This window comes from Tenacibaculum sp. 1B UA, assembly GCF_033978845.1.
Classification (GTDB): Bacteria; Bacteroidota; Bacteroidia; order Flavobacteriales; family Flavobacteriaceae; genus Polaribacter.
In genome coordinates this window covers 50,976-74,314 of record NZ_JAKVUA010000011.1, presented here as the reverse complement: position 1 = coordinate 74,314, position 23,339 = coordinate 50,976, and the positions used below count along the sequence as shown (strand labels likewise).

At 31.5% G+C, this 23,339-nt stretch carries 27 protein-coding genes; 17 read left to right on the top strand and 10 right to left on the bottom strand.

Going from position 1 to position 23,339, the window contains the following annotated elements; all coding sequences use genetic code 11:
- Window positions 1-55 precede the first annotated feature (55 nt).
- From MK851_RS09945 to MK851_RS09925, 5 genes are all read left to right on the top strand, one after another.
- Window positions 56-664: a TetR/AcrR family transcriptional regulator gene (locus MK851_RS09945; RefSeq protein ID WP_320243575.1), complete on the top strand. Its 609-nt coding sequence runs from the start codon at window positions 56-58 to the stop codon at window positions 662-664.
- A gap of 5 nt (window positions 665-669) precedes the next feature.
- Window positions 670-2,001, top strand: coding sequence for a TolC family protein (locus tag MK851_RS09940; RefSeq protein ID WP_303507934.1), 1,332 nt, complete (start codon window positions 670-672; stop codon window positions 1,999-2,001).
- An 11-nt stretch (window positions 2,002-2,012) separates the two neighbouring features.
- Complete coding sequence (locus MK851_RS09935) at window positions 2,013-3,197, top strand: efflux RND transporter periplasmic adaptor subunit (RefSeq protein WP_320243573.1); 1,185 nt, start codon at window positions 2,013-2,015, stop codon at window positions 3,195-3,197.
- A 22-nt stretch (window positions 3,198-3,219) separates the two neighbouring features.
- Window positions 3,220-6,684: an efflux RND transporter permease subunit gene (locus MK851_RS09930; RefSeq protein ID WP_320243571.1), complete on the top strand. Its 3,465-nt coding sequence runs from the start codon at window positions 3,220-3,222 to the stop codon at window positions 6,682-6,684.
- A gap of 70 nt (window positions 6,685-6,754) precedes the next feature.
- Window positions 6,755-7,225, top strand: coding sequence for a regulatory protein RecX (locus tag MK851_RS09925; protein WP_320243569.1), 471 nt, complete (start codon window positions 6,755-6,757; stop codon window positions 7,223-7,225).
- On the opposite strand, the gene MK851_RS09920 is transcribed toward MK851_RS09925, so the two are convergent.
- Window positions 7,212-7,736 carry a hypothetical protein gene (locus MK851_RS09920; protein ID WP_303507930.1) on the bottom strand — a complete coding sequence of 175 codons (525 nt, stop codon included), beginning with the start codon at window positions 7,734-7,736 and terminating at the stop codon, window positions 7,212-7,214. The genes MK851_RS09925 and MK851_RS09920 overlap by 14 nt on opposite strands.
- 183 nt (window positions 7,737-7,919) lie before the next feature.
- On the opposite strand from MK851_RS09920, the gene MK851_RS09915 reads away from it, so the two are divergent.
- The 3 genes from MK851_RS09915 to MK851_RS09905 all read left to right on the top strand — a co-directional run bounded on the left by MK851_RS09915 (window position 7,920) and on the right by MK851_RS09905 (window position 10,158).
- Window positions 7,920-8,885 carry an NAD-dependent epimerase/dehydratase family protein gene (locus MK851_RS09915; RefSeq protein WP_303507929.1) on the top strand — a complete coding sequence of 322 codons (966 nt, stop codon included), beginning with the start codon at window positions 7,920-7,922 and terminating at the stop codon, window positions 8,883-8,885.
- A 111-nt stretch (window positions 8,886-8,996) separates the two neighbouring features.
- Window positions 8,997-9,587, top strand: a complete 591-nt coding sequence (locus MK851_RS09910; protein WP_320243566.1) for a thioredoxin family protein — start codon at window positions 8,997-8,999, stop codon at window positions 9,585-9,587.
- A 91-nt stretch (window positions 9,588-9,678) separates the two neighbouring features.
- On the top strand, window positions 9,679-10,158 hold the full coding sequence (locus MK851_RS09905; RefSeq protein WP_320243564.1) for an ABC transporter ATPase: 480 nt from the start codon (window positions 9,679-9,681) through the stop codon (window positions 10,156-10,158).
- Here the strand turns inward: MK851_RS09905 and truB are convergent.
- The 8 genes from truB to MK851_RS09865 all read right to left on the bottom strand — a co-directional run bounded on the left by truB (window position 10,153) and on the right by MK851_RS09865 (window position 15,128).
- Window positions 10,153-10,836 carry a tRNA pseudouridine(55) synthase TruB gene (gene truB / locus MK851_RS09900; RefSeq protein ID WP_320243562.1) on the bottom strand — a complete coding sequence of 228 codons (684 nt, stop codon included), beginning with the start codon at window positions 10,834-10,836 and terminating at the stop codon, window positions 10,153-10,155. The two genes, MK851_RS09905 and truB, sit on opposite strands and share 6 nt — an antisense overlap.
- Window positions 10,837-11,631, bottom strand: coding sequence for an undecaprenyl-diphosphate phosphatase (locus tag MK851_RS09895; RefSeq protein ID WP_320243559.1), 795 nt, complete (start codon window positions 11,629-11,631; stop codon window positions 10,837-10,839).
- Window positions 11,632-11,633: 2 nt separating this feature from the next.
- Window positions 11,634-11,876 (bottom strand): DUF3098 domain-containing protein, encoded by a 243-nt coding sequence (locus MK851_RS09890; protein WP_320243557.1) that lies wholly within the window; start codon window positions 11,874-11,876, stop codon window positions 11,634-11,636.
- Between the two features lie 7 nt (window positions 11,877-11,883).
- On the bottom strand, window positions 11,884-12,762 hold the full coding sequence (locus MK851_RS09885; RefSeq protein ID WP_303507922.1) for a cell division protein FtsX: 879 nt from the start codon (window positions 12,760-12,762) through the stop codon (window positions 11,884-11,886).
- Between the two features lie 58 nt (window positions 12,763-12,820).
- Window positions 12,821-13,225 carry a methylmalonyl-CoA epimerase gene (mce, locus tag MK851_RS09880; RefSeq protein ID WP_125065953.1) on the bottom strand — a complete coding sequence of 135 codons (405 nt, stop codon included), beginning with the start codon at window positions 13,223-13,225 and terminating at the stop codon, window positions 12,821-12,823.
- 30 nt (window positions 13,226-13,255) lie between these two features.
- Window positions 13,256-13,798 (bottom strand): hypothetical protein, encoded by a 543-nt coding sequence (locus tag MK851_RS09875; RefSeq protein ID WP_073182101.1) that lies wholly within the window; start codon window positions 13,796-13,798, stop codon window positions 13,256-13,258.
- 2 nt (window positions 13,799-13,800) lie between these two features.
- On the bottom strand, window positions 13,801-14,472 hold the full coding sequence (locus tag MK851_RS09870) for a hypothetical protein (protein WP_320243550.1): 672 nt from the start codon (window positions 14,470-14,472) through the stop codon (window positions 13,801-13,803).
- A gap of 62 nt (window positions 14,473-14,534) precedes the next feature.
- Window positions 14,535-15,128: a DUF2589 domain-containing protein gene (locus MK851_RS09865; RefSeq protein ID WP_303507920.1), complete on the bottom strand. Its 594-nt coding sequence runs from the start codon at window positions 15,126-15,128 to the stop codon at window positions 14,535-14,537.
- 399 nt (window positions 15,129-15,527) lie between these two features.
- On the opposite strand from MK851_RS09865, the gene MK851_RS09860 reads away from it, so the two are divergent.
- Genes MK851_RS09860 through MK851_RS09835 form a run of 6 tightly spaced genes read left to right on the top strand, consistent with a single transcriptional unit; the run spans window position 15,528 to window position 19,916 of the window.
- Entirely contained in the window at window positions 15,528-16,220 is a 693-nt protein-coding gene (locus MK851_RS09860) for a hypothetical protein (RefSeq protein ID WP_320243547.1), read from the top strand.
- Between the two features lie 4 nt (window positions 16,221-16,224).
- Entirely contained in the window at window positions 16,225-16,836 is a 612-nt protein-coding gene (locus tag MK851_RS09855) for a hypothetical protein (RefSeq protein WP_320243545.1), read from the top strand.
- Window positions 16,809-17,558 (top strand): sensor histidine kinase, encoded by a 750-nt coding sequence (locus tag MK851_RS09850; protein WP_320243543.1) that lies wholly within the window; start codon window positions 16,809-16,811, stop codon window positions 17,556-17,558. The genes MK851_RS09855 and MK851_RS09850 overlap by 28 nt, the downstream gene beginning before the upstream one ends.
- Before the next feature lie 55 nt (window positions 17,559-17,613).
- On the top strand, window positions 17,614-18,258 hold the full coding sequence (locus tag MK851_RS09845) for a response regulator transcription factor (RefSeq protein WP_320243541.1): 645 nt from the start codon (window positions 17,614-17,616) through the stop codon (window positions 18,256-18,258).
- A gap of 21 nt (window positions 18,259-18,279) precedes the next feature.
- The gene (gene rbfA / locus MK851_RS09840; protein WP_115899957.1) at window positions 18,280-18,675 is read left to right on the top strand and encodes a 30S ribosome-binding factor RbfA; all 396 of its coding nucleotides are present in this window, start codon (window positions 18,280-18,282) and stop codon (window positions 18,673-18,675) included.
- A 38-nt stretch (window positions 18,676-18,713) separates the two neighbouring features.
- Window positions 18,714-19,916 (top strand): ABC transporter permease, encoded by a 1,203-nt coding sequence (locus MK851_RS09835; RefSeq protein WP_320243538.1) that lies wholly within the window; start codon window positions 18,714-18,716, stop codon window positions 19,914-19,916.
- Window positions 19,917-19,921: 5 nt separating this feature from the next.
- Here MK851_RS09835 and dusB read toward each other — a convergent pair whose 3' ends face one another.
- A complete protein-coding gene (gene dusB / locus MK851_RS09830) occupies window positions 19,922-20,923 on the bottom strand; it encodes a tRNA dihydrouridine synthase DusB (protein WP_303507916.1) in 1,002 nt (333 codons plus the stop codon).
- 65 nt (window positions 20,924-20,988) lie between these two features.
- On the opposite strand from dusB, the gene MK851_RS09825 reads away from it, so the two are divergent.
- From MK851_RS09825 to MK851_RS09815, 3 genes are read left to right on the top strand one after another with little or no spacing between them, the layout of a single operon-like run.
- Window positions 20,989-21,741, top strand: coding sequence for a prolipoprotein diacylglyceryl transferase (locus MK851_RS09825; protein WP_303507915.1), 753 nt, complete (start codon window positions 20,989-20,991; stop codon window positions 21,739-21,741).
- Window positions 21,722-23,113 carry a radical SAM protein gene (locus MK851_RS09820; protein ID WP_320243536.1) on the top strand — a complete coding sequence of 464 codons (1,392 nt, stop codon included), beginning with the start codon at window positions 21,722-21,724 and terminating at the stop codon, window positions 23,111-23,113. Before MK851_RS09825 ends, MK851_RS09820 begins: the two co-directional genes overlap by 20 nt.
- A 9-nt stretch (window positions 23,114-23,122) precedes the next feature.
- Complete coding sequence (locus tag MK851_RS09815) at window positions 23,123-23,320, top strand: hypothetical protein (RefSeq protein WP_303507913.1); 198 nt, start codon at window positions 23,123-23,125, stop codon at window positions 23,318-23,320.
- Window positions 23,321-23,339: the final 19 nt, after the last annotated feature.

The following is a 23,339-nucleotide window of genomic DNA, read 5'->3' as shown; positions in this document are numbered from 1 at the left end:
ACTCTGGAAACTTTTTTTGTTTCTAGAGTTTCCTGTTGTACATTTGCAAACAATTATGAGAGATAAAATAATTAATAAAGCAGGAGAAATGTTTTTAACCTTAGGGTTTAAAAGCACAACGATGGACGATATAGCGAAAGAACTTGGAATGTCTAAAAAAACATTGTACAAGTATTTTTCAAATAAAACAGCTTTGGTAGATGCCAGTACAGAGTCGGTTCATAATACAATTAGCGAAACGATTGATAGAGTTAAAAGTCAAAATTACAATGCTGTAGAAGAAGAATTTGCAGTGAAAGCAATTTTTAAAGAAATGTTTAAAAATGCAAAAACTTCACCAATGTATCAGTTAAAAAAATATTACCCAGAAACATATACAAAGTTGGTAGAACGTGAGGTGTGTATGTTTAGAGATTGTAATGTAGATAACTTGAAAAAAGGTGTTGAGCAAGGTTTGTATAGAGCCAAGATAAAAGGAGAACTATTAGTCAATTTTTATTTCACACTAGTCTTTGGTGTGTTTGAAAGTGAATTTTATAGTAATGATATGCAGGAGGTTATGGAGATTGAGTATGAAATTTTAGAATATCATATTAGAGCAATAGCTACTCCAAAAGGAGTACAAGAATTAGAAAAACAATTAAGAAAAATAAATCAAAACTAAAAACAATGAGGAAATACATATATGGTGTATTTGTGTTCTTTTTTACGGGATATATAATTGCTCAAGAAAAAGAAATGAGTTTATCAATGCAAGAAGCAATTGATTATGCTATAAAAAACAGTTACGACAATAAAGTGTCCTTAAACGATATAGAAGCAGCAAAAAAGAAAAAGTGGGAGACTACGACTATAGGTTTACCACAAATTAATGGAGTTGTAGATTATCAAAACTGGTTAAAGCAGCAAGTGCAATTGGTTGATTTTAATAGTGATGGGGTGGATGAAGAACTTATTTTTACGAAAAAACAAACAACTAAAGCATCTGTTACTTTAAGTCAATTATTATTTGATGGTTCGTATTTGGTAGGGTTACAATCAGCAAAAACATATTTAAAAATCTCTGAACAAGCAAAAGAAAAAACAGAACTAGCAACACGTGAAGCTATTATTAATGCGTACGGTAATGTGTTAGTTACTGAAAAATCAATTGATATTTTAGAAAATAATAAGAAAATACTTGAGAAAAACTTAAATGAAACTCAAAAAACCTACGATAATGGGTTAACAGAGTTAGAAAACGTAGAGCAATTACAAATCACTTTAGGAAACGTTGATAGTAACTTAAGAAATGCTGAACGATTAAAAGAAATAGCATATCAAATGTTAAATGTTTCTTTAGGGAATTCAATTGAAACTAAATTAACATTAACCTCTACACTAGATAATTTAGTTGTTGATAATACTGATTTGAGCTTATTAGCTACTCAATTTAATATTGATAATCATATTGATTTTAAAATTGCTCAGAATGACAGGGAAAGTAAACGTTTATTGATGAAGTTAGAACAAAGTAAATATTTACCAACATTGTCAGCTTTTGTGAATTATGGTGTGACAGCTTTTTCTGATTCATTTACTTTTTTAGATAGTAATCAACGTTGGTTGGGGTCTTCTTTGTTAGGAGTTAGTTTAAACGTACCAATTTTTAGTTCTTTTGGAAGAAACTCAAAAGTGAAACAAGCAAAAATAGCATTAGAAAATGCAGACATTCGATTAGAAGAAGCAAAACAAAAGCTAAACTTACAGGTAGAGAGAGCTAAGAGTGAGTATCAATTAGGAATTGAAAATCACGAAACAGCTAAGAAAAACTTAGCACTAGCTGAACGAATAGAAAAAAAGCAACAAGTAAAGTTTTTTGAAGGAATTTCTTCAAGTTTTGATTTACTACAAGCACAAAATCAGTTATACACGCAGCAAAACAATTACGTACAGTCAATGTTAAACGTAATTGCTAAAAAAGCACAATTAGAAAACGCATTAAACATACCACTAAAATAAAATCAACTATAATGAGAAAAATATATTCACTATTTGCCATTACATTGCTTTTAGCCTCATGTGGAGGTAAAAAAGAGCAGTCTATACAAGACGTAATAGCATCTAACGATTTAACTAAAATTAGAGAGAAAAAAGCATCGTTAGATACACAAATGCAAACACTATCTGATGAAATAAAGATTTTAAATGATAAAATTTCTGAATTAGATACCAATAAAAAAGTTCCTTTAATTACAGTTCTTTCGGCAAAGAAAGAAGCTTTTAATCATTATTTAGAACTACAAGGAGCTGTACAAACAAAGCAGAATGTACTCATCTATCCCGAAATGCCAGGGCTTTTAACCCGCATTTATGTAAAAGAAGGACAGTATGTTAAAAAAGGACAAACTTTAGCAAAAATTGATGATGGAGGTTTAGCTAATCAATTAGCACAGATTGAAGCACAAGCAGCATTAGCAGAAACAACGTATAAGCGCCAGAAACGTTTATGGGATCAAAAAATAGGATCAGAAATTCAGTTTTTACAAGCAAAAACTAATTATGAAGCACAAACCAGTGCTGTTAGTCAGTTAAGAAGACAGTTAGCAAAATCAGTAATTACAGCACCTTTTTCAGGAGTAATTGACGATGTAATAAAAGAGCAAGGAACTGTAGTGGCGCCAGGAATGGGGTCTGAGATTTTTAGAATAGTAAACTTAAAAAACATGTATATCGAAACAGATGTGCCTGAAAGTTATATTACATCTATTAAAAAAGGAAAAAATGTTGAGGTTGAGTTTCCTGTATTAGGAGAGAAGTTAACTTCTAAAATCCGTCAAGCAGGTAACTTTATAAACCCAGCTAACAGAACATTCAAGGTTGAAGTTGAAGTTCCAAATAAAGATGGAAGCATAAAACCGAATTTAACAGCGAAGTTAAAAATCAATGATTACTCTAATGAAAAAGCAATTTTAATTCCTCAAAGTATTATTTCAGAGAATGCTAAAGGTGAACAATATGTGTATGTGGTAGAAAACATAAAAGATCAGGTAGGAACTGCTAAACAAATAATTATAACTACAGGTAAAACCCAAGGAGATATTATTGAAGTTTTAAGCGGAATTGAAAGCGGAACAAAAATTATTGAAGAAGGAGCTCGTAGTGTAAAAAACGGACAAGAGGTTAAGGTATTAACTCTTTCAAAAGAAGCAAAGTAACACACCAAAAACTATCCGTCTAATGACTGAAAAACAAAAAAAACAAGTAGATAAAGAGTTTGGTTTATCCTCTTGGGCAATAAATAATAAAACAACTATCTACGTAATGATGGTTATGATACTTATAACAGGTATTTCTGCCTTTTTAAGTATGCCAAGAGAAAATTTCCCAGAAATTAGAGAAACCAAAATTTATATAAGTTCTCTGTATCCAGGAAATACAGCTGAAGACATAGAGAAGTTAATTACCGATCCGTTAGAAGATAGACTTAAAACGGTAAGTAATGTAGTAGAAATAACCTCTACATCTCAAGAAGACTACTCAATGGTGGTTGTTGAGTTTGATGAAAACATATCAGTAGATCAAGCTAAACAAAAAGTAAAAGATGAAATAGATCAAGAAACGTCTGGAGAAGATTGGCCCACGTTTAACGGAGCTAAAGTAGAACCAAATGTTTTTGAACTAAGTATTTCTGAAGAAATGCCAATTCTAAATATCAATATCTCGGGAGATTACCCAGTAGATAAATTAAAAGAATTTGGTGAGTATTTGGAGGACGAAATTGAAGATTTACAAGAAATAAAAAAAGTAGATATCCGTGGTGCTGAAGAAAAAGAAGTTGAGGTAGCAGTTGATATTTACAAAATGATGGCAGCGCAAGTAAGTTTCCAAGATGTAATTAATGCAATTAATGGAGGAAACTTAACAATGTCTGCAGGTAATTTAATTGCTAGTGGACAACGACGTACTGTTAGAATTTTAGGAGAGATTGAAGATCCGCAAGAATTACAAGACTTTGTCGTAAAATCAGAAAAAGGAAACTCAATTTACCTTAAAGACATAGCAAAGGTTTCTTTTAAAGATAAAGATAAAACTACCTATGCACGTGAGTTTGGAGAAGCAGTAGTAATGCTGGATGTAAAAAAACGTTCAGGAAAAAACATGGTGGAGGCTGCTGAAAAAATTCAGAAAATTGTAGAAGACACCAAAGCCAATATATTCCCAAGTAATTTAAAAGTAACTATTGCTAATGATCAATCTTCAAAAACTATTGGTCAGGTAGATGATTTAGTTAATAACATCATTTTTGGGGTAATTTTAGTAGTATTAGTACTAATGTTCTTTTTAGGGTTTAAAAATGCCTTATTCGTAGGATTTGCCATTCCAATGTCAATGTTTATGTCATTAATGATTTTGAGTTGGCTAGGATATACCATGAACACCATGATTCTTTTCGGGTTAATTATGGGACTGGGAATGTTGGTAGATAATGGTATTGTGGTTGTTGAAAATGTATACCGTTTGATGGATGAAGGTATGCCAAGAATTGAAGCGGCTAAAAAAGGAATCGGTGAAATTGCATTTCCAATTATTATCTCAACAGCAACAACAGTAGCAGCATTTATTCCTTTAGGAATGTGGCCAGGAACTATGGGGCAGTTTATGATTTATTTTCCTGTAACATTATCTGTAGTATTAGGTTCTTCGTTATTTGTGGCAATATTTTTTAACTCGGTGCTAGTATCTAAATTTATGAGTGTTGAGGATAAAAATATGCCGTTAAGGCGGATTATTATTTTATCAGCTATAATGGCAATAATAGGTTTATTAATAGCCTTTTTAGGAGGGACTTATAGAGCTTTGGGTACGGTGATGGTATTTACAGCTATTATGTTATGGGTTTACCGATTAGCGTTACGTCCTTGGGCAAATCGTTTTCAAAATACAGTGTTACCGCGTTGGGAACGTTTTTATGAGAGAATGTTAAGAGCTGCCTTGAGAGGTTGGAGACCGTACATTATTTCTTTAGGTACGTTAGTTTTATTATTTGTTGCTTTTGGAGGATTTGGAGCTTCAATAGGAAGTCAGCGTACAAAAGTTGAGTTTTTCCCAGATAATACCCCGAATCAGATTATTGTGTATATCGAATATCCACAAGGAACTGATATAGAAAAGACAAATCTGATTATGAAAGATTTGGAAGAACGCGTGTACAAAGTGTTAAATTTACCAGAATACATAGATAACGGTTATAATTTCTTAGTAGAAAGTGCGGTATCTCAAGTAGGAGCAGGTTCAGGTAACCCGCAAACTGATGGAGGTTCAACAGCAGAAATGCCTCATAAAGGAAAAATTACGGCTTCAATGCGTGAGTACAAATTTCGTAGGGGAGCAGATAGTAAAGAGTTACAAAGAAAAGTAACCGAAGCATTAAGAGGAATTTACCCAGGGTTAGAAATTTCAGTAGAAAAAGAAGCAGTAGGTCCACCAGCAGGATATCCTATCAATATTGAGTTAGAAGGAAATGATTATGCAGAATTAATCAATACTGCTGAAAAAATGCGTGATTTTATCAACTCAAAAAGTATTGCAGGAATTGATGAGTTAAAGATTGATGTAAACAAATCTAAACCATCAATGTTGGTAAATGTTGATCGTAAAAAGGCAGGAGAATTAGGGGTAAGTTCATCACAAGTAGGAAATCAATTGCGTAATGCTATTTTTGGATCTAAAGCAGGTATTTATAAAGAAGATGGTGATGATTATGATATTTACGTTCGTTTTAATAAAGAAAACAGATATAATAAAAGCGCGATTTTCAATCAGAAAATTACTTTTAGAGATATGTCTTCAGGAACAATTAAAGAAATTCCTGTATCAGCAGTAGCAGAACAAACAAATACCTCTGGGTTTAGCGCTATTAAACACAAAGATGTAAAAAGAGTGGTAACGGTATATTCAGCTTTAGCTCCAGGATATACAGATGCAGCAGCCATTGTATCACAAATCCGAAATGAAATGAAAACGTTTACTGAACAACCAGATTCAGTAAAAGTTGATTACACAGGGCAAATAGAAGAGCAAGAAAAGCAAATGGCTTTTTTATTGAAAGCATTTTTTGGAGGGCTAGGATTAATTTTCTTGATTTTAATTTTCCAGTTTAACTCTGTTTCTAAGCCAGCAATCATCATGCTAGCAATTTTCTTAAGTTTAATAGGTGTATTTGGAGGATTAATTATTACGGCAAAACCATTCGTAATTATGATGACTATGATGGGGATTATTTCGCTAGCGGGAATTGTAGTAAATAATGGGGTAGTACTGCTCGACTATACTCAATTACTAATAGATAGAAAGAAAGTAGAGCATGGGTTGTCTTCTGATGATTATTTAGATGTAAACACTTTAGGAGAAGCTGTGATTAGAGGAGGTAAAGCACGTTTACGCCCAGTATTATTAACAGCAATAACAACTATTTTAGGATTAATTCCATTAGCAACAGGGTTGAATATTAATTTCTTTACCTTAGCTAGTGAGTTAAATCCGCACATATATGTTGGAGGGGATAATGTGATTTTCTGGGGTCCATTAGCGTGGACTGTTATTTACGGATTATTCATAGCAACTTTCTTAACATTAATTGTAGTACCGATATTATTCTACTTAATCACTAAGTTTAAAATGTGGTTACGTAGCGTTTTATAATTGATTTTTTGTTAACTGTAAAAAGGGTTAAAAGTAAGTTGCTTTTAACCCTTTTTTATATTTTCGTGCTATGAATAAACCCGTTTTTACAGTTGAAGAAATAAAAAGAAAGATTGAGCAGTATTGTGTGTATCAAGATCGATGTCATAAAGAAGTAGAGAAAAAACTTAAAGATTATAGCTTAATTCCAGAAGCAAGAGAACATATTTTATTACACTTGCTAGAGCATAGTTTTTTAAATGAAGAACGTTTTGCGAAAAGTTTTGCTAGAGGGAAATTCAGAATTAAAAAATGGGGAAAAGACCGAATCGTTAGAGAATTGAAATTTAGAGATATTTCTGCTTATAATATAAAGTCAGCCTTAAAAGAAATAGATGAAGAAGAATACATTAAAACTTTATACAATTTGGTGGAGAAAAAAAATGAATCAGTTTCAGAAACCAATCACTTTAAACGAAAAAAGAAAATTGCTGACTATCTTTTATACAGAGGGTTTGAAAGTAGTTTAATATACGAAGCCTTAAAAACTATTGATTCTTAAATAGGCTATCAAGATTTATTTCACTATCAAACTTTTTCTTAGTGTAAACTGTATTAATCTTATCATTAACACTACTAAAAAGCATCATAATTTTTTCAACCTGACTGTTAACTTGGTGTGCTGAAATAGATGGAATAAAGGTCATATCAGCTAAACGTAAAGTTTCATTTTCAAAAACATTAATACGAGCTTTAAAAGCAGGTGTTTTAAGTATTTCAATATTTAAACTATCTTTAAATTGCTTAGTAAGTGTCTTTAGTTCTAAAGCATTATTTAAAGCCTCAATAGGAGTAGTGTTTTTTAATTCTTGTAAAAAATCTTCAACAGTAAAATATTCTTTCCAAGGTTTAATTTCGTCAATGTACTTTTCGTTTATTTCAGAATAATCAGTATGCTTAACCGAAATATTCATTTCAGTTTTAGTAGGTAACACTTCCTTTTGTTTTTCTTTTTTTTCACAAGAAGTAACTAAAAAAAATAATGAAGCAATAACAAATAAAAAACGACCCATTTCAATAAAATAATTAGGGGATAAAAGTACATATTTTACTTGGTATTCTTTACAGAATTAAATTAGAAGTTTGAAATCAGTAGATTAGCTATCTCTTTTGTAGATAGTTAAAAAAGAGCAAATACTTTTTGCGAAATCTTAAATTTAATAACTTTGCAAACATCTATTTTTGAATAATTTAAAATGAGTGAAACGATATTAATTTTAGGAGCTTGCGGGCAAATAGGAACAGAATTAACCCAAAAATTACGTTCTATTTATGGGACAGATAATGTAATAGCTTCCGATATTAGAGAAGGAAATGCTGAAATGATGAGCTCAGGGCCTTTTGAAATCATTGATGCTACCAATCAAGAGCAAATTTTAAGTGTTGTTCAAAAATATAAAGTAACCCAAGTGTATTTAATGGCTGCAATGTTATCAGCAACTGCAGAAAAGTACCCATTAAAAGGCTGGGATTTAAACATGACTTCGTTATTAGCGGTGTTAGAGTTAGCAAAAGAAAAGCATATTCAAAAAATATATTGGCCTAGTTCAATGGCAGCTTTTGGACCAACATCACCAAAAATGAATACACCACAGCAAACCATTATGGAACCTTCTACGGTTTATGGAATAAGTAAAGTAGCAGGAGAGCATTGGTGTAATTATTACCACGATAAATATGGGGTAGATGTACGAAGCATTCGTTACCCAGGAATTATAAGCTGGAAAACCTTACCAGGTGGAGGAACTACCGATTATGCTGTTGATATTTATTTTGATGCTTTAAAAAAAGGAACTTTTGAGTGCTTTTTATCAGAAAATACACGTTTACCAATGATGTATATGGACGATGCTATCAATGCAACTGTACAGTTAATGCAAGCGGATGAAGAAAATATTAAAACAAGAACTTCATACAACTTAGCGGCAATTAGTTTTACCCCAGCTGAAATAGCGACTGAAATTAAAAAATACATTCCAGAATTTACCATAACGTATAATCCAGATTTTAGACAAGTGATTGCTGATAGTTGGCCTCAAGTAATTGATGATTCAGCGGCAAGAAAAGATTGGGGATGGAGGCATCAGTTTGACTTAGCTTCTATGACTAAAGATATTATTACCAATTTACAAGCTAAAACTGAAGAGTCAGCAGAAGTGTAAGGTTGTATTTATGTTTTCGTCTATGTTATTCAAGTTTTATAGTGAATTGTAACTTGGGTTACCTAAGGTTTACTATAGATAAAATACTTTTGTAATAACAATACATTTACGATGAAAAAAATTATCCAAAATAGCTTAGAAAAGGCGCTCTCTTACAGTGAATATAGAGATTTAGTAAGTGACTTATTAGCACAAGGAAAATCTACTGGACCTAATCAATCAGATGATTTATTAAACTATAGTAAGTTAAATGATAAACGTATGAAGCGTTTAGACAAAACGGTAAAACTTACTGAAGAAACGCTTGCTAAAATTAAAGATGTAAAAGAACCACAAACTTGGTTAGTATTAACGGAAGGATGGTGTGGTGATGCAGCACAAAACTTACCTGTAATTAATAAAATAGCAGAAGAAAATCCAAACATCAATTTAAAACTAGTTTTACGAGATGAAAACCTAGAGTTGATGGATGAATTTTTAACTAATGGAGGAAGATCAATTCCTAAATTAATTGCTTTAAATAAAGAGAACGAAGTAATCAATACTTGGGGGCCAAGACCTACCACAGCAACTAAAATGGTTGTTGATTATAAAGAAAAACATGGTAGCTTGGATGCTGACTTTAAAACAGATTTACAAGTTTGGTACAACAAAAATAAAGGAGAAAATACACAAGAAGATTTAGTATCAATGCTTCAGTAATAAAGTACATAAAAAAGCTAGAAATTCCCCTTTTTGTTTTTGTCAAAAAGGGGAATTGTTTTCTGTATCTTTGCGTTCATAAGGAATAAATATGTTTGTAGAATTCAGTAGTTTATCAGAAGAGGCAAAAGTTTGGGTATATCCATCAAGTCGAAAATTTTATCCGCAAGAAATTGACGGACTAAAAGAAAAGTTACAAGGCTTTATTGATGGATGGAAGTCTGAAGATACTGACTTCAAAGCTTCTTTTGAGTTAAAATACAATCGTTTCATTATTTTTTCTGTTGAAGAAGGTTTAGTATTAACGAATGCAGATATTGATAAACAAGTAGCATTTATTTTACAACTACAGCAAGAATACGAAGTGGAGCTGTTAGATAAAATGAATGTGTGTTTTAAGCAAGGAGAATTTATTCAGTACAAAGACGTCAAAGAGTTTAAAAAGTTGCTTAAAAAGAAGTCTGTATCAGCTAAAACAGTTGTTTTTGATAATTTAGTACAAACTAAAATAGAATTAGAAAATTATTGGGAAGTACCTATTACAGAAAGCTGGTATAGTAGATTTTTATAGGTTATTGATAAACTCATCAACACTGAGAGCATTATCTACAGGAAAGTCTCCAATCTTGGTTCTTCTAAGAACAGATAAATGTGCTCCAGAATTTAATGCTTCTCCGTAATCGTTGGCAATAGAACGAATATATGTTCCTTTACTACATACGATTCTGAATTCAACATTAGGTAAATCAATTTTTGTGATTTCAAACTCGTTAATTTCTACTTCACGAGCTTTAATTTCGGTGGTTTCACCTTTGCGAGCTAATTCATATAAACGTTTTCCATCTTTTTTAATTGCAGAGAAAATAGGTGGTTTTTGCTGAATTTTTCCAATAAACTGTTCAGTAGTTTTATGCAGTAACTCTTCTGTTATATGTTCTATAGGAAACGTTTCGTTGATTTCTGTTTCTAAATCGTAACTTGGTGTTGTAGCACCAATAACAAATGTACCCGTATATTCTTTTACCTGCCCTTGATATTCGTTAATGTTCTTGGTCTGTTTACCAGTACAAATAATTAATAAACCAGTTGCCAAAGGGTCAAGCGTTCCAGCATGTCCTACTTTAATTTTTTTAATATCAAAACGTTTACGGATATGCCAACGTAGCTTATTCACTACTTGAAAAGAAGTCCATTCCAAAGGTTTATCAATTAGTAAAACCTGTCCGTTTTTGTAATCTTCTGCAGTCATCTAGAAAAATAAAGAATAGCCAATGGCAATTAAACCTACAATTGCACAGTATAAAGAGAAATATGATAATTTACTCTTCTTAACCAACGCAATCATCCAAGTACATGCTAACAATCCAGAGATGAAAGCAGCGATAAAACCAGCTGATAATGGAATAATTTCTGAACTCTGAAAATTAATGTCTCCACTTAAAATATCTTTAGCTACTTTTCCTAAAATTAACGGTACAACCATTAAAAAAGAAAAACGAGCAGCTTTGGTTCGGTCTACACCTAATAAGACAGATGTTGAAATAGTAGCTCCCGAACGTGAAATTCCAGGTAACATAGCGATTGCTTGAGAGATTCCTATAATTACAGAATTTTTAAAAGAAACACTTTTATTAGTGTTCTTAGCTTTATCAGCCAATAAAAGCAATACAGCAGTTACTAAAAGCATAAAACCTACTAATAAAATTTTTCCTCCAAAAAAACTTTCCAACTCCTTTTCAAAGGCTAGACCTATAATTACAGCAGGAATCATAGACAGCACAATTTTCACAGAAAACTGCATTTCCTCATTCCATGTAAACTGAAAAAGCCCTTTAAAAATTTCAGCAATTTCTTTTCTAAATACTACAATAGTACTGAGTGCTGTAGCAGCGTGTAGAACAACAGTAAATGTTAGGCTTTCTTGAGGTACAGAAGTATCTCCAAATAAAGCTTTTGCTAACTCTAAATGACCACTAGATGAAACTGGTAAAAATTCAGTAAGTCCCTGAATGACTCCAAGGATAATTGCTTCTAATAAATCCATGTTTATTTTTTAGAATTGGCAAAAATAGCATAAATTTCTATACCCAATCCGATAATTACTAAGGTAGGAGCTAAACGAATCCTACGCCAACCATATATTTCAGAGTTGAACACGTTAGGGTCGTCGCTACCGCCACCTGCCATTAAAATAAACCCTAAGGCAATTACAGCGATACCAATAAGCATGATGATATAATTTCGCTTACCGAATAGAAATTCTTGTTTTGATGAATTATCTTTTTTCATAAATAATTTAGTAATACAAATCGTTGGTTTGTAAGTTTAAGAATCGTTGTGTAGCAAAGAAGGTGCTAATCCATGTAATAAAAAATGCAACAAGTATAACTCCTCCAGCTACATACCCTAAAGCAGCATAATCTGTAAGTAGTTCTAATGTAGGGATATATTTGTCTACATAATAAATTAAAACACCCAATCCACTTATAGATATAAAAGCTCCTAGTAAACCTAGTTTGATACTTTGCCAAATAAAAGGTCTACGAATAAAACTCTTAGTGGCACCAACCATTTGCATGGTTTTTATGTTGAATCGTTTTGAGTAGATTGATAATCGGATAGAGCTGTTAATTAAAATAATAGCAACTAACCCAAAAAAACCACTTAATACCAATAACCAAAAGCTAATGCGTTGGATGTTTTTGGTAAGTAATTGTACCAATGGTTTGTCGTAACTTACTTCGGCTACAAATTTATTTTTATCAAAAGACTTTTCAAGTTCACTCATTTTTTCAGGAGTCACAAAATCTGCTTTCAAGTAAATGTCTATTCCATTTTTTAACGGGTTGTCTCCCAAAAACTGTAAAAAATCTTCACCTAAATCTTTTTTATATTCTTTGGCAGCGTCTTCTTTAGAAATATAGACTACCTTGTTAACAAACGTCTCTTTTTTAATTGATTCTTTAAGACTTTTAATGTTTTTATCAGCTACTTCATCTTTTAAGAAAAGCGTCATAACTACTTTTTCTTTAAAGTGGTTTGCAACTTTTGTTGATTTTAAAAGAACTAAACCTAAAACACCAATCATAAAAAGTACTAAAGCAATACTTACTACTACTGATATGTATGAAGATTGTAATCGGCGTTTTTGAAAAGAATCAAAAGAGGTTGTCATTAGTAAATACTGATTTTAAGGCGTTGCAAGATACAAATATTTAATTTTTAAATACTTCCTATTCTTCTATCTCTTGGCATAACTCAATAAGTACACCATTGGTAGTTTTAGGATGCAAAAAAGCTACTAGTTTATTATCGGCTCCTTTTTTAGGAGTTTCATTCAAAACAGTAAAACCTTCACCTTGTAAACGCTTAATTTCTTCTTTTATGTTATCAACAGCAAAAGCAATGTGATGAATTCCTTCTCCTTTTTTTTCTATAAACTTGGCTATAGGGCTGTCAGGTTTCGTAGCTTCTAATAATTCTATTTTATTAGGACCAGATTTAAAAAACGAAGTTTTTACTCCTTCGCTAGCAACTTCTTCAATTTTATAATGTGATTCTCCAAAAAGAGAAGCAAATAATGAGTTAGATTTTTCTAAGTCTTTAACGGCTATACCAATATGTTCGATTTTGTTCATAAGGTAAAAGTAAAAAATATAGCGAACTATTTATAAACTTTCTATTGCTATTTTTTCAGCCATAATAATAAGTACGTCTGATTGATTTATCATTGAAAGTATTTGTGAACTAATCCCTTTAAGTTGTTCATGATTGCAACAAAACCTCCAAACTTGTTCTAGGAATTGCGTAAAATCTTCATTTGTGTCGTATTTAAACTGCTTGGTTTGGTAAATTACTGCTAAAAGTTGCTCTATCAAGGTTGTTGAATTATCTAAAATAGTAGCATAGGGAGTGTATACTTCCCATAAGTCTTGTTGAGCTTCTGTTAATGTTGATGCTCCTAATTGTAGAGTCTCTTTTTTCTTATTTCTACTATTTGGGATGAATGAACTTAACATGGCTCTTTTAACTGCAAATTTGGATGAATCCGGTAAGTTAAGTGCTTTTAATACTTCTTCTGTAGCTAACAACCAATTGCGAATATTTTTAGCGCTTTGTGTATTTTTTTTCTCAATTTGATTCGCTAATTCATGTATTTCATTCAATTGAGTTTTGAGTTGATTGGTTATTTTTGTAATTGATTTTCTCATAACTATTCTGGTAATAATTTGGTTTCTCTTACACCATCTTCATTTTCTGAAGTATACCACTCCATGCCTTCTTCATTTAAAGTCATTTTAATCTGAACTATATTTTCAGGTTTGATTTCGTTTAGTTTATGAGCTTCTACAATAACTTTCGTGTTTTTTTGTGTTATTTGTCTACTTTTAATAGATGGTCTTAATTCTGAATTAAGTTTTTTAACTAATACGTCGTAACTTACTTTTTCATTATAAATAGAGATAAACTCTTCAGATAATTGTTGTGAAAACCTTGATAATACAGGGGCGATTTCACCAGTTGCTTTTATGTTTTTTTCAAGTTCATCTGTTCTTTGTGCTATTATTGAGCGAAGCATAGTAGATGTTTTTCTGTCAAAAGAAGTAATTTTTGAAGCATCTTTTAAAATTGTATAGGCTTGTGAATTGAAAGTAACATTATCAATAGGTTCGTAATCGGCTTCATAAGTCTCTTCTAATTCTCCAATCGCTACAGGAATGGTGAGTTCAATATTTTGTGCTTTAAAACGAGGAATAGAAAAATGTTTCAAGAGTTCATGGCGTGAAAACTTCTCAGCAATCTCTAAAGATTTCAAATCAGACATTAAACGTGCTTCTGCAATGCTGGTGGCGATTCCCCCTAAATATTCATTTAAATTTACCATAATAAAAATTTTTAAAAAGAGGTTGTACGGTTTGGTACGGTACAACCTCGTAGTTATGAATGTTAAGCTACAGCAGCAATACTGTCTTCTAGCATATTTAAAATTCTACTTAATCCTTCAGGTAACTCGTCGTTTACGGCACGAACTTTTACCCCAAGATTATATGTTTTATCAACCTTAACGCCTTGAGATGTGTTTCTTTTGTATGAAGCAGAAGCTTTAAAGTTTACAATTTTGTAATTGATTCCTAATTCTGCACTAGCTGCAAACTCAGACGATACGTTTCTTGTTTCAGTAGAACTCAAGCGTGCATTAAAATCAATGTTTACTTCATCAATACGAATTGATGGAATGGTAAGCATTGTTAAAAATGGTACTTTGATTTCAATTTCGCTTTTTATGAATTTTAGATTGTCAGGACCAATGGCTTCATTTGGATCGTAATCAGGGTTAGGTACTGACTTTTCATATTGAAAATCAACATAACGTAATGAATCTGGATTAGTAGGGTTATTGTCTTTTTCAAAACCTACTTCTTTAATAAAATTTACAGTGGCCATTGAAGCTGCTGTTTGTGCTTGTATTGCAGCCTGTAAAGGACCCCCAACATATACGTTGAAGTCTAAACTGTTTAATTCTGGAACTAAATTTGGCATATTTTTTATTTTGTGTACCTACTCTGTTTATAATTAGGCTTTTCGGTGTTCGCCTAGTATTTCGAAATAACTGAAGGCAAAATTGAAATAAACCTGAAGTATATTTTCGAGGAGTATAACTGTAAAAACATTGTAATAATCCTAGGTTTTTAAGAAGGTTTTTCCCTTTGTAAGCTTTAGGGAATAAAAAATGAGATTTATTAAAAAAAACAAGAGTTTATGTCATGAAAAAGCAATAGTTAAAACATTTGTAGAGATAAGGGGTTTTTCCTGTTTGTGGGTTGTTGTATGTTAAGTAACTAGTTGATAACTGAGGTTTTAAAGGGTTTCTGAGTAATTCCGTTTTTTTTATTAAGAAATAAGCCGTTATATTTAGAAAATCAAAAAATCAATTTTATTATGAAAAACACTAACCAACTTAAATTATTATTGTTAACTCTTGTAATGAGTTTTGCTATTTCATGTGATAAGATAAATGGAAATAAATGTGACTGTGACGATTGGCAGTCTCAAGTGCCAGAAGGTACTTTTTGTTACTCTGATGAAGGAAGAACAAAAGAAATGTTAAACTATAAGGAAATCATTCAAATGCTATCAAGCTATGATAGAACAAGAATTGCACCACTAGAAGAGGCCTTAGGCTATGAAGATACGCGGGCAAATACATTTGATTTTGTACAATTTAAAAAGTATTTGGGGCATGTAGAAAACCTAAGTAAAAAGGCAAAAATTAAAATAACGGGAATTAGCTTTGTATCTACAGCCAAGGAAAACCACAATAAAACAGGGAAAAGTTATAGTAGTTTAATTTATATTCCTACAACCACAATTAATGGAAAGCAAATAGCTTTTGATCCTGTGCAATCTGCAAAACATGGAAAGTTAGTAACGTTTAAAGAAATGCTGGAAAAGCATGGGTATAAATGGATATATAATACAAGAGAAGAGTTTGAAAAAAGGAAAAGAGATGATTACAATTATAGAATCAAAACAGTGAGAGAAAATAAAGCTGGATTTATGTTTGCTTCACCTCAAGATGATGAGTTATTAAGTGGAGCAGGAAATCAAGGACAACTTTCACCACCATTTTAAATTTATGATAAAAAGCGATTTCCCTTTATATTCACAAATATTAGTAGCGTTATTAAGTATTATTTTTTTGATAATAAAGAAGACACGCTTCTTAAAGATTTTAACTTTGTTTCTTGTAGTTACTTCTTTAGTAGAGCTTGTTGGGGCTTATTATACTGAAATAATGAAGCCAAGTTTCTTTATTTATCATTATTATACTTTTTTTGAATACGTGATTATTTATTTTTTATTCGAAGGTTTAGTAAAGGATAAAAAGCGGTTAAATATTTCGAGGATACTACTTTTAGCTTTTGTGATAATGTGGGGAATGATTTATTATGATAAAACATATCTTTTCTATTCAATGATTGTAGGATCATTCAATGTAGGGGTATTAGCTTTTTTATATTTAAGAGAATTGTTGCTTTCTAATGAAATAATAAATTATAAAAAGTTATTGCCCTTTTGGGTGTCAGTAGGGCTGCTTGTTTTTCATTTACCAGCGATTCCGTTTTTTAGTTTTTTTAGCTATATGAAAAATAGGAATTTGTTTCCCATTTTACATTCGTTAATTTTTTTAATGAATATTATTATATCTTTTGGATTATTATGGAGCAACAAGAAGGCAGAATATTAATAGTTACCACAATAGTAATTGTTATTATTATTGTTTTTTTGGTGACATTGTTTACGGTGTTTCAACGCCGTAAGAATAAATTGTTGCAAGAGCGAGATAAAAATAAAAAACGTTACGAACGTGAAATTGCTGAGACTCAAATAGAAATAAGAGAAGAAACTTTAAGAAATATTAGTTGGGAGTTGCATGATAATATAGGGCAACTCCTAACTTTAGCTAAAATACAGCTACAACATGCTTCTCCTGAAAGTATGGAAGAAATCTCTGAAATTATAGCAAAAAGTTTAACAGAAGTAAGAGCATTGTCAAAAATAATTAACCCTGATTTTATAAATAATATAAAACTAAAAGATGCATTAAATTTAGAAGTAGAACGATTTAATAGGTTAAACTATATTGATGCTAGATTAACAATTACAGGAGAAGAACAAGAGATAAATCAAAAACATGGAATAATTATTTTTAGAATTCTTCAAGAGTTTTTTTCTAACACGATAAAGCACTCTAAAGCATCTAAATTGGAAGTTTTTTTAAGCTATAAAGAAGATTCAATAGAGGTAAAAGCTCAAGATAATGGGGTAGGTTTTGACATGGAAAGAGCCAGGTTAAAAGGTTTAGGACTACAAAATATAAAAGCAAGAGCGAAGCTAATTAATGCAGAGGCAAAGTTTACGTCAGAGCCCCAAAAAGGCACGAGTTTAATAATAAATTACTATATTTAAAGAACCTTAGTGTATTTCCCCAACAACTAATTAACTAAATATAACCCAAGAAATCATGAAATACTCAGTTGTTGTTGTAGATGATCATACGTTATTGTCACAAGCTATCGAAGGTATGGTAAACACTTTTGATAAATTTAAGGTGCTTTATACTTGCAAAAATGGTAAAGAAGTCGAAGAAAAGTTTTTAGCATCGCCTAAAAATATACCAGATTTAGTTTTAGTAGATGTAAATATGCCGGTGATGAATGGTATTGAAACTACAGAATGGATAGTGAATAATTATCCACAAGTTCATGTTATGGCATTGTCTGTAGAAGATACAGATGGAACTATTTTAAAAATGTTAAAAGCAGGTGCTGTAGGGTACTTGTTAAAAGATACCAAAAAAGAAATTCTAGAGAAAGCACTGTTAGAAATGATGGATAGTGGATTTTATCATACTAGGAATGTTACCACTCTTTTGTTAGATTCAGTTTCAGGGAAAAATTCAAGAAATAACTTTGCGTTTAAGGATAATGAAATAACTTTTATGAAGTTAGCGTGTTCTGAATTGACGTATAAAGAAATTGCAGAAAAAATGTTTTTAAGTCCAAAAACTATTGATGGCTATCGAGATAGTTTGTTTACGAAACTAAACGTAAGAAACAGAGTTGGCTTAGTTATGTACGCCATAAAAAATAAAATTTACACTCCGTAATTTTATCCTTAAATTTGCAGTATGGAAGAAACAAATAGACAACGAAAAATAGCAGGAGTGTTGCAACAGGATTTGGTAGACGTTTTACAACGTGCTGCTCAAGATGGAATGAAGGGGGTGATTATATCGGTTTCTAAAGTTTCGGTTACTGCAGATTTAGGGGTGGCGAAAGTATACTTAAGTGTTTTCCCTTCTGATAAAAGAGACGAAATTATTAAAGGAGTGGTATCAAATACACCTTTAATTCGTCATGAATTAGCACAACGAACAAAAAATCAATTACGAAGAATGCCAGAACTGTTGTTCTTTGGAGATGATAGTTTGGATTATATTGAAGATATTGATAAGTCTTTAAAAGGAAAAGATGTAGATCCGATAAAAAATCCAGATGTTTTACCTCGTCGTCAAAAACGTTAATAATTTTTGTTACATTGGCTAGCTAAATTTATTAATGCTTGAACTTCTCTTTATACATAGCTAAACGATACCTGTTTTCAAAAACAAGTACTAATGCAATTAATATTATTACAGCAATAGCTGTTTTTGGTGTTGTGGTTGGTACCTTAGCCTTGTTTGTTGTATTGTCTGGTTTTTCAGGGTTAAAAACGTTTAGTGATTCGTTACTAAATGCATCTGGTCCAGATATAAAAATTACAGCATCTAAAGGAAAAACTTTTCAATATTCACAAGAATTAGATAGTGTCTTGCAACAAAATAAAGAGCTAGAAGTAGCTTCAAAAGTTGTTGAAGAACGTGTTTTCTTAAAGTATAAAGACAAGGAGCATATTGCCCAAATAAAAGGGGTAGATTCAAATTATTCAAAAATTATTCCAACAGACTCTTTGTTAACAGTAGGTACTTGGATTGATGAAAAATATAAGAATACAGCAGTAGTAGGGTACGGAATATCGTATAAATTATCGTTAGGGATTTTTAATTTTGGTGAAGCACTTCAAGTTTTAGTTCCAAAACCAGGAAAAGGATTTATCAATGCAAATAATGCTTTTCGATCGGTTTCAACACAAATAGTAGGTGTGTATACGGGATCAGAAGAATTTCAGAACAAATATGTGTTTACTGAAACTTCACTTGCTCAAGAATTGTTAGGATACGACGATAATCAAATTACGGGTGTTGAACTTCGCTTAAAAGAAGGGGTAAATCTTGATACATTCCAAAAGAACTTACAAAATGTTTTAGGAGATGAATTAAAAGTGCAAACCCGTGCACAGTTAAATACGTTATATTATAAAGTGATTAATACTGAAAACTTCATTTCGTATTTAATCTTTACGTTAATTGTTGCTATTGCTTTGTTTAATGTGATAGGGTCAATTATTATGATGATTATCGATAAACGTCAAAACCTAAAAACGCTGTTTAATTTAGGAAGTAGTATAAACGATATAAAAAAAATATTCGTACTACAAGGTTTTTTATTAACATTGGTAGGAATGAGTATAGGAATTGTTTTAGGGGTAATTATTGTGCTAATCCAACAACGATTTGAATTGTTAATGATTACACAAAATTTAGCATATCCAGTAGAGTTTAAATGGTTAAACCTGCTGATAGTAGTCATCACAATCTCAGTTCTAGGTTATTTAGCTGCAAAGATAGCAAGTTCTAGAATTTCAAAAAATTTTATTGAGCGATAGAATATTTATCCTATTTCAGGAATTGTTGCATTTCCAAATTTAGTTTGTACTTCATCAAAAGCAGCAAAAACATCTTTAGGATCATCAGAAGTAACCATTTTCATTCTGTATTCTTTAAAATGTGGAATTCCTTTAAAATAATTTGTGTAGTGTCTTCTTGTTTCTACAACACCTAAATGTTCACCTTTCCAGTCAATAGCCATTTCTAAATGACGACGAGCCATATCAACACGTTCAGAAATGGTTGGTTTAGATAAATGTTCACCAGTTTTAAAAAAATGTTTTACCTCATTAAAAAACCAAGGATATCCAATAGAAGCACGACCAATCATACAGCCATCTAATCCGTATTTGTCACGCATTTCCATGGCTTTTTCAGGAGAATCAACATCCCCATTTCCAAATACAGGAATATGCATTCTCGGATTGTTCTTTACTTCAGCAATTGGAGCCCAATCAGCGCTACCTTTGTACATTTGAGCACGTGTACGTCCGTGAATTGAAATAGCTTTACAGCCAACATCTTGTAAACGTTCGGCAACTTCAATAATTCGGATAGAATCATGATCCCAACCCAAACGAGTTTTTACAGTAATAGGTAAGTTGGAGTGTTTAACCATGGCTTCGGTAAGAGAAACCATTAAATCAATATCTTTTAAAATTCCAGCACCAGCCCCTTTAGAAACTACTTTTTTTACAGGACACCCAAAATTGATATCGATAATATCTGGATTCGTTTTTTCAACAATCTCAACCGAACGTAACATAGAATCTAAATTTGCGCCAAAAATTTGAATCCCCACAGGGCGCTCCTTTTCGTAAATATCTAGCTTCATTACACTCTTTGCTGCATCGCGAATCAATCCTTCCGAAGAAATAAATTCAGTATACACCACATCAGCACCGTTTTCTTTACATAAAGCTCTAAATGGTGGATCACTCACATCTTCCATTGGCGCTAATAATAGCGGAAAATCAGGAAGTTCTATGTTACCTATTTTTACCATGCTGCAAAGTTACTTTTTTTTGAGTAATTACGTATATTTCGCTTTTTAACTCACAAACTTTTTTATTGGAACTACCTTTTGAACCTATTTTATTTGGTTATACACTTAATATTCATCTTATTTTAGAATATTTAGCATTTTTTTTAGCCTTTCGTTATTATGTTTTCTTGCGTAAGAAAAAAGAAGATTATATTTCTTCTCATAATAGGTTGTCTATTATTTTAGGTGCAGCAGCTGGGGCTTTGATAGGTTCTCGGTTAGTGGGAGTGTTAGAAAATCCTTTAGTCACTTTTTCTACAGAAAACATGCTTCAAATTTTGAATACTAAAACAATCATGGGAGGTTTGTTCGGTGGTTTGTTAGGTGTTGAAATTGCGAAAAAAATAATAGGAGAAACAAAATCGTCTGGTGATTTGTTTGTGCTCCCAATAATTGTAGGGATTTTCATAGGAAGAATTGGATGCTTTCTTTCAGGAATAAATGAATTTACCTACGGAATAGAAACTAAGTTCTTTTTTGGAATGAATTTAGGTGACGGTATTTTAAGACATCCGGTAGCGTTATATGAGTTGGTGTTTTTAATAATATTATTCATCAGCTTAAAATACCTAAAGAAAGAATACATTTTACAATCAGGAGAACTTTTTAAGTTTTTTATGTTAGCCTACTTTGGTTTTCGCTTTTTCATAGAATTCTTAAAACCAAATACTTTCTTTATACTTAGTTTAAGTACTATTCAAATATTATGTATAGTTTGTTATGTATATTACACGAAATTTATAATTCTAAAAATAAAAAATGCCAGAAAGAAAATATAACTACTACGATTTTACATTGAGTTTATGTCCTGAATGTTTAAAAAGAGTAGATGCCAAAATTGTATTTGAAGACGACAAGGTTTACATGCTTAAACGTTGCAGAGAACATGGAAACTCAAAAGTGTTAATAGCAGATGATGTTGAATATTATAAAAATATCAGAAACTATAACAAACCTAGTGAAATGCCCTATACGTTTAATACAAAAACAGATTATGGATGTCCTTACGATTGCGGGTTATGTCCAGATCATGAACAGCATTCATGTTTAACCGTTGTTGAGGTTACTGATAGGTGTAATTTAACGTGCCCTACCTGTTATGCTGGGTCATCACCTACTTATGGTCGCCATCGGACGTTAGAAGAGGTAAAAGCAATGTTAGATGCTGTGGTAAAAAATGAAAAAGAACCCGATGTGGTACAAATTAGTGGAGGAGAACCAACGATACATCCACAATTTTGGGAAATTTTAGACTATGCAAAATCACTTCCCATCCGGCATTTAATGTTGAATACTAACGGGGTTAAAATAGCGAAAGACGTTGCTTTTGCTGAACGATTGAAAACCTATACACCAGATTTTGAAATTTACTTACAGTTTGATTCTTTTGAAGATAGTGTATTGAGAGAGTTGAGAGGAGCAGAATTGAATAGTATTCGCAAGCAAGCACTTGATAACTTGAATAAGTTAAATTTATCAACAACTTTAGTGGTTACGCTTCAAAAAGGATTAAATGATCATGAAATAGGTAAAGTAATCGATTACGCTTTGCAGCAAAAATGTGTGAGAGGAGTTACGTTTCAGCCAACACAAATAGCAGGAAGGTTAGAAAGTTTTAATCCAGAAACAGATAGAATGACGCTTACAGAAGTTAGAAGAAAAATCATGGAACAAACTGATGTTTTTAACGCAGATGATTTAATACCTGTACCCTGTAATCCTGATGCTTTGGTAATGGGATATGCGCTTAAATTAGGAGGAGAAGTGTTTCCGCTAACACGTTATATTAATCCAAATGATTTATTAGATAATAGTAAAAATACCATTATTTATGAGCAAGATGAAGCGTTACATGGAAAAATGGTAGAGCTATTCAGTACAGGAAATTCTGTTGAAGTGGCAGAAGAGAATTTAAAATCAATAATGTGTTGTCTGCCTAATATTGATGCACCAGAGTTAGGTTATGATAACTTATTTAGAATTATAATCATGCAGTTTATTGATGCTTATAATTTTGATGTAAGAGCAGTAAAAAAATCATGCGTGCATATTGTAAATAAAGATAATAAAATTATTCCTTTTGAAACAATGAATCTATTTTACAGGGATGATAAAAAAGAATATTTAGAAGAGTTAAGAAAAGAAATATAAGAAAAAGATATGATATTTTTAGAAGTAGGTGACCTTTCAGGTTTATTTATAATTATTGGATTAATCATGTTTGGTCCACCAGTATTACTTGCTATTATTGGAGCAGCTATTAGGAAAAAAAGTAAAACAGCCTCAAAAATATTTTATATACTAGCTGTTTTATACTTGATAATTGGATTAGGTATATGTGGTAGTATGCTTACTTAAACAAGTTAAAGAAGCTGTT

Bases quoted from the DNA above. Each gene is read 5' to 3' on its own strand.
- MK851_RS09945 (WP_320243575.1), top strand. From the start codon at position 56: ATGAGAGATAAAATAATTAATAAAGCAGGAGAAATGTTTTTAACCTTA.
- MK851_RS09940 (WP_303507934.1), top strand. From the start codon at position 670: ATGAGGAAATACATATATGGTGTATTTGTGTTCTTTTTTACGGGATAT.
- MK851_RS09935 (WP_320243573.1), top strand. From the start codon at position 2,013: ATGAGAAAAATATATTCACTATTTGCCATTACATTGCTTTTAGCCTCA.
- MK851_RS09930 (WP_320243571.1), top strand. From the start codon at position 3,220: ATGACTGAAAAACAAAAAAAACAAGTAGATAAAGAGTTTGGTTTATCC.
- MK851_RS09925 (WP_320243569.1), top strand. From the start codon at position 6,755: ATGAATAAACCCGTTTTTACAGTTGAAGAAATAAAAAGAAAGATTGAG.
- MK851_RS09920 (WP_303507930.1), bottom strand. From the start codon at position 7,736: ATGGGTCGTTTTTTATTTGTTATTGCTTCATTATTTTTTTTAGTTACT.
- MK851_RS09915 (WP_303507929.1), top strand. From the start codon at position 7,920: ATGAGTGAAACGATATTAATTTTAGGAGCTTGCGGGCAAATAGGAACA.
- MK851_RS09910 (WP_320243566.1), top strand. From the start codon at position 8,997: ATGAAAAAAATTATCCAAAATAGCTTAGAAAAGGCGCTCTCTTACAGT.
- MK851_RS09905 (WP_320243564.1), top strand. From the start codon at position 9,679: ATGTTTGTAGAATTCAGTAGTTTATCAGAAGAGGCAAAAGTTTGGGTA.
- truB (WP_320243562.1), bottom strand. From the start codon at position 10,836: ATGACTGCAGAAGATTACAAAAACGGACAGGTTTTACTAATTGATAAA.
- MK851_RS09895 (WP_320243559.1), bottom strand. From the start codon at position 11,631: ATGGATTTATTAGAAGCAATTATCCTTGGAGTCATTCAGGGACTTACT.
- MK851_RS09890 (WP_320243557.1), bottom strand. From the start codon at position 11,876: ATGAAAAAAGATAATTCATCAAAACAAGAATTTCTATTCGGTAAGCGA.
- MK851_RS09885 (WP_303507922.1), bottom strand. From the start codon at position 12,762: ATGACAACCTCTTTTGATTCTTTTCAAAAACGCCGATTACAATCTTCA.
- mce (WP_125065953.1), bottom strand. From the start codon at position 13,225: ATGAACAAAATCGAACATATTGGTATAGCCGTTAAAGACTTAGAAAAA.
- MK851_RS09875 (WP_073182101.1), bottom strand. From the start codon at position 13,798: ATGAGAAAATCAATTACAAAAATAACCAATCAACTCAAAACTCAATTG.
- MK851_RS09870 (WP_320243550.1), bottom strand. From the start codon at position 14,472: ATGGTAAATTTAAATGAATATTTAGGGGGAATCGCCACCAGCATTGCA.
- MK851_RS09865 (WP_303507920.1), bottom strand. From the start codon at position 15,128: ATGCCAAATTTAGTTCCAGAATTAAACAGTTTAGACTTCAACGTATAT.
- MK851_RS09860 (WP_320243547.1), top strand. From the start codon at position 15,528: ATGAAAAACACTAACCAACTTAAATTATTATTGTTAACTCTTGTAATG.
- MK851_RS09855 (WP_320243545.1), top strand. From the start codon at position 16,225: ATGATAAAAAGCGATTTCCCTTTATATTCACAAATATTAGTAGCGTTA.
- MK851_RS09850 (WP_320243543.1), top strand. From the start codon at position 16,809: ATGGAGCAACAAGAAGGCAGAATATTAATAGTTACCACAATAGTAATT.
- MK851_RS09845 (WP_320243541.1), top strand. From the start codon at position 17,614: ATGAAATACTCAGTTGTTGTTGTAGATGATCATACGTTATTGTCACAA.
- rbfA (WP_115899957.1), top strand. From the start codon at position 18,280: ATGGAAGAAACAAATAGACAACGAAAAATAGCAGGAGTGTTGCAACAG.
- dusB (WP_303507916.1), bottom strand. From the start codon at position 20,923: ATGGTAAAAATAGGTAACATAGAACTTCCTGATTTTCCGCTATTATTA.
- MK851_RS09820 (WP_320243536.1), top strand. From the start codon at position 21,722: ATGCCAGAAAGAAAATATAACTACTACGATTTTACATTGAGTTTATGT.
- MK851_RS09815 (WP_303507913.1), top strand. From the start codon at position 23,123: ATGATATTTTTAGAAGTAGGTGACCTTTCAGGTTTATTTATAATTATT.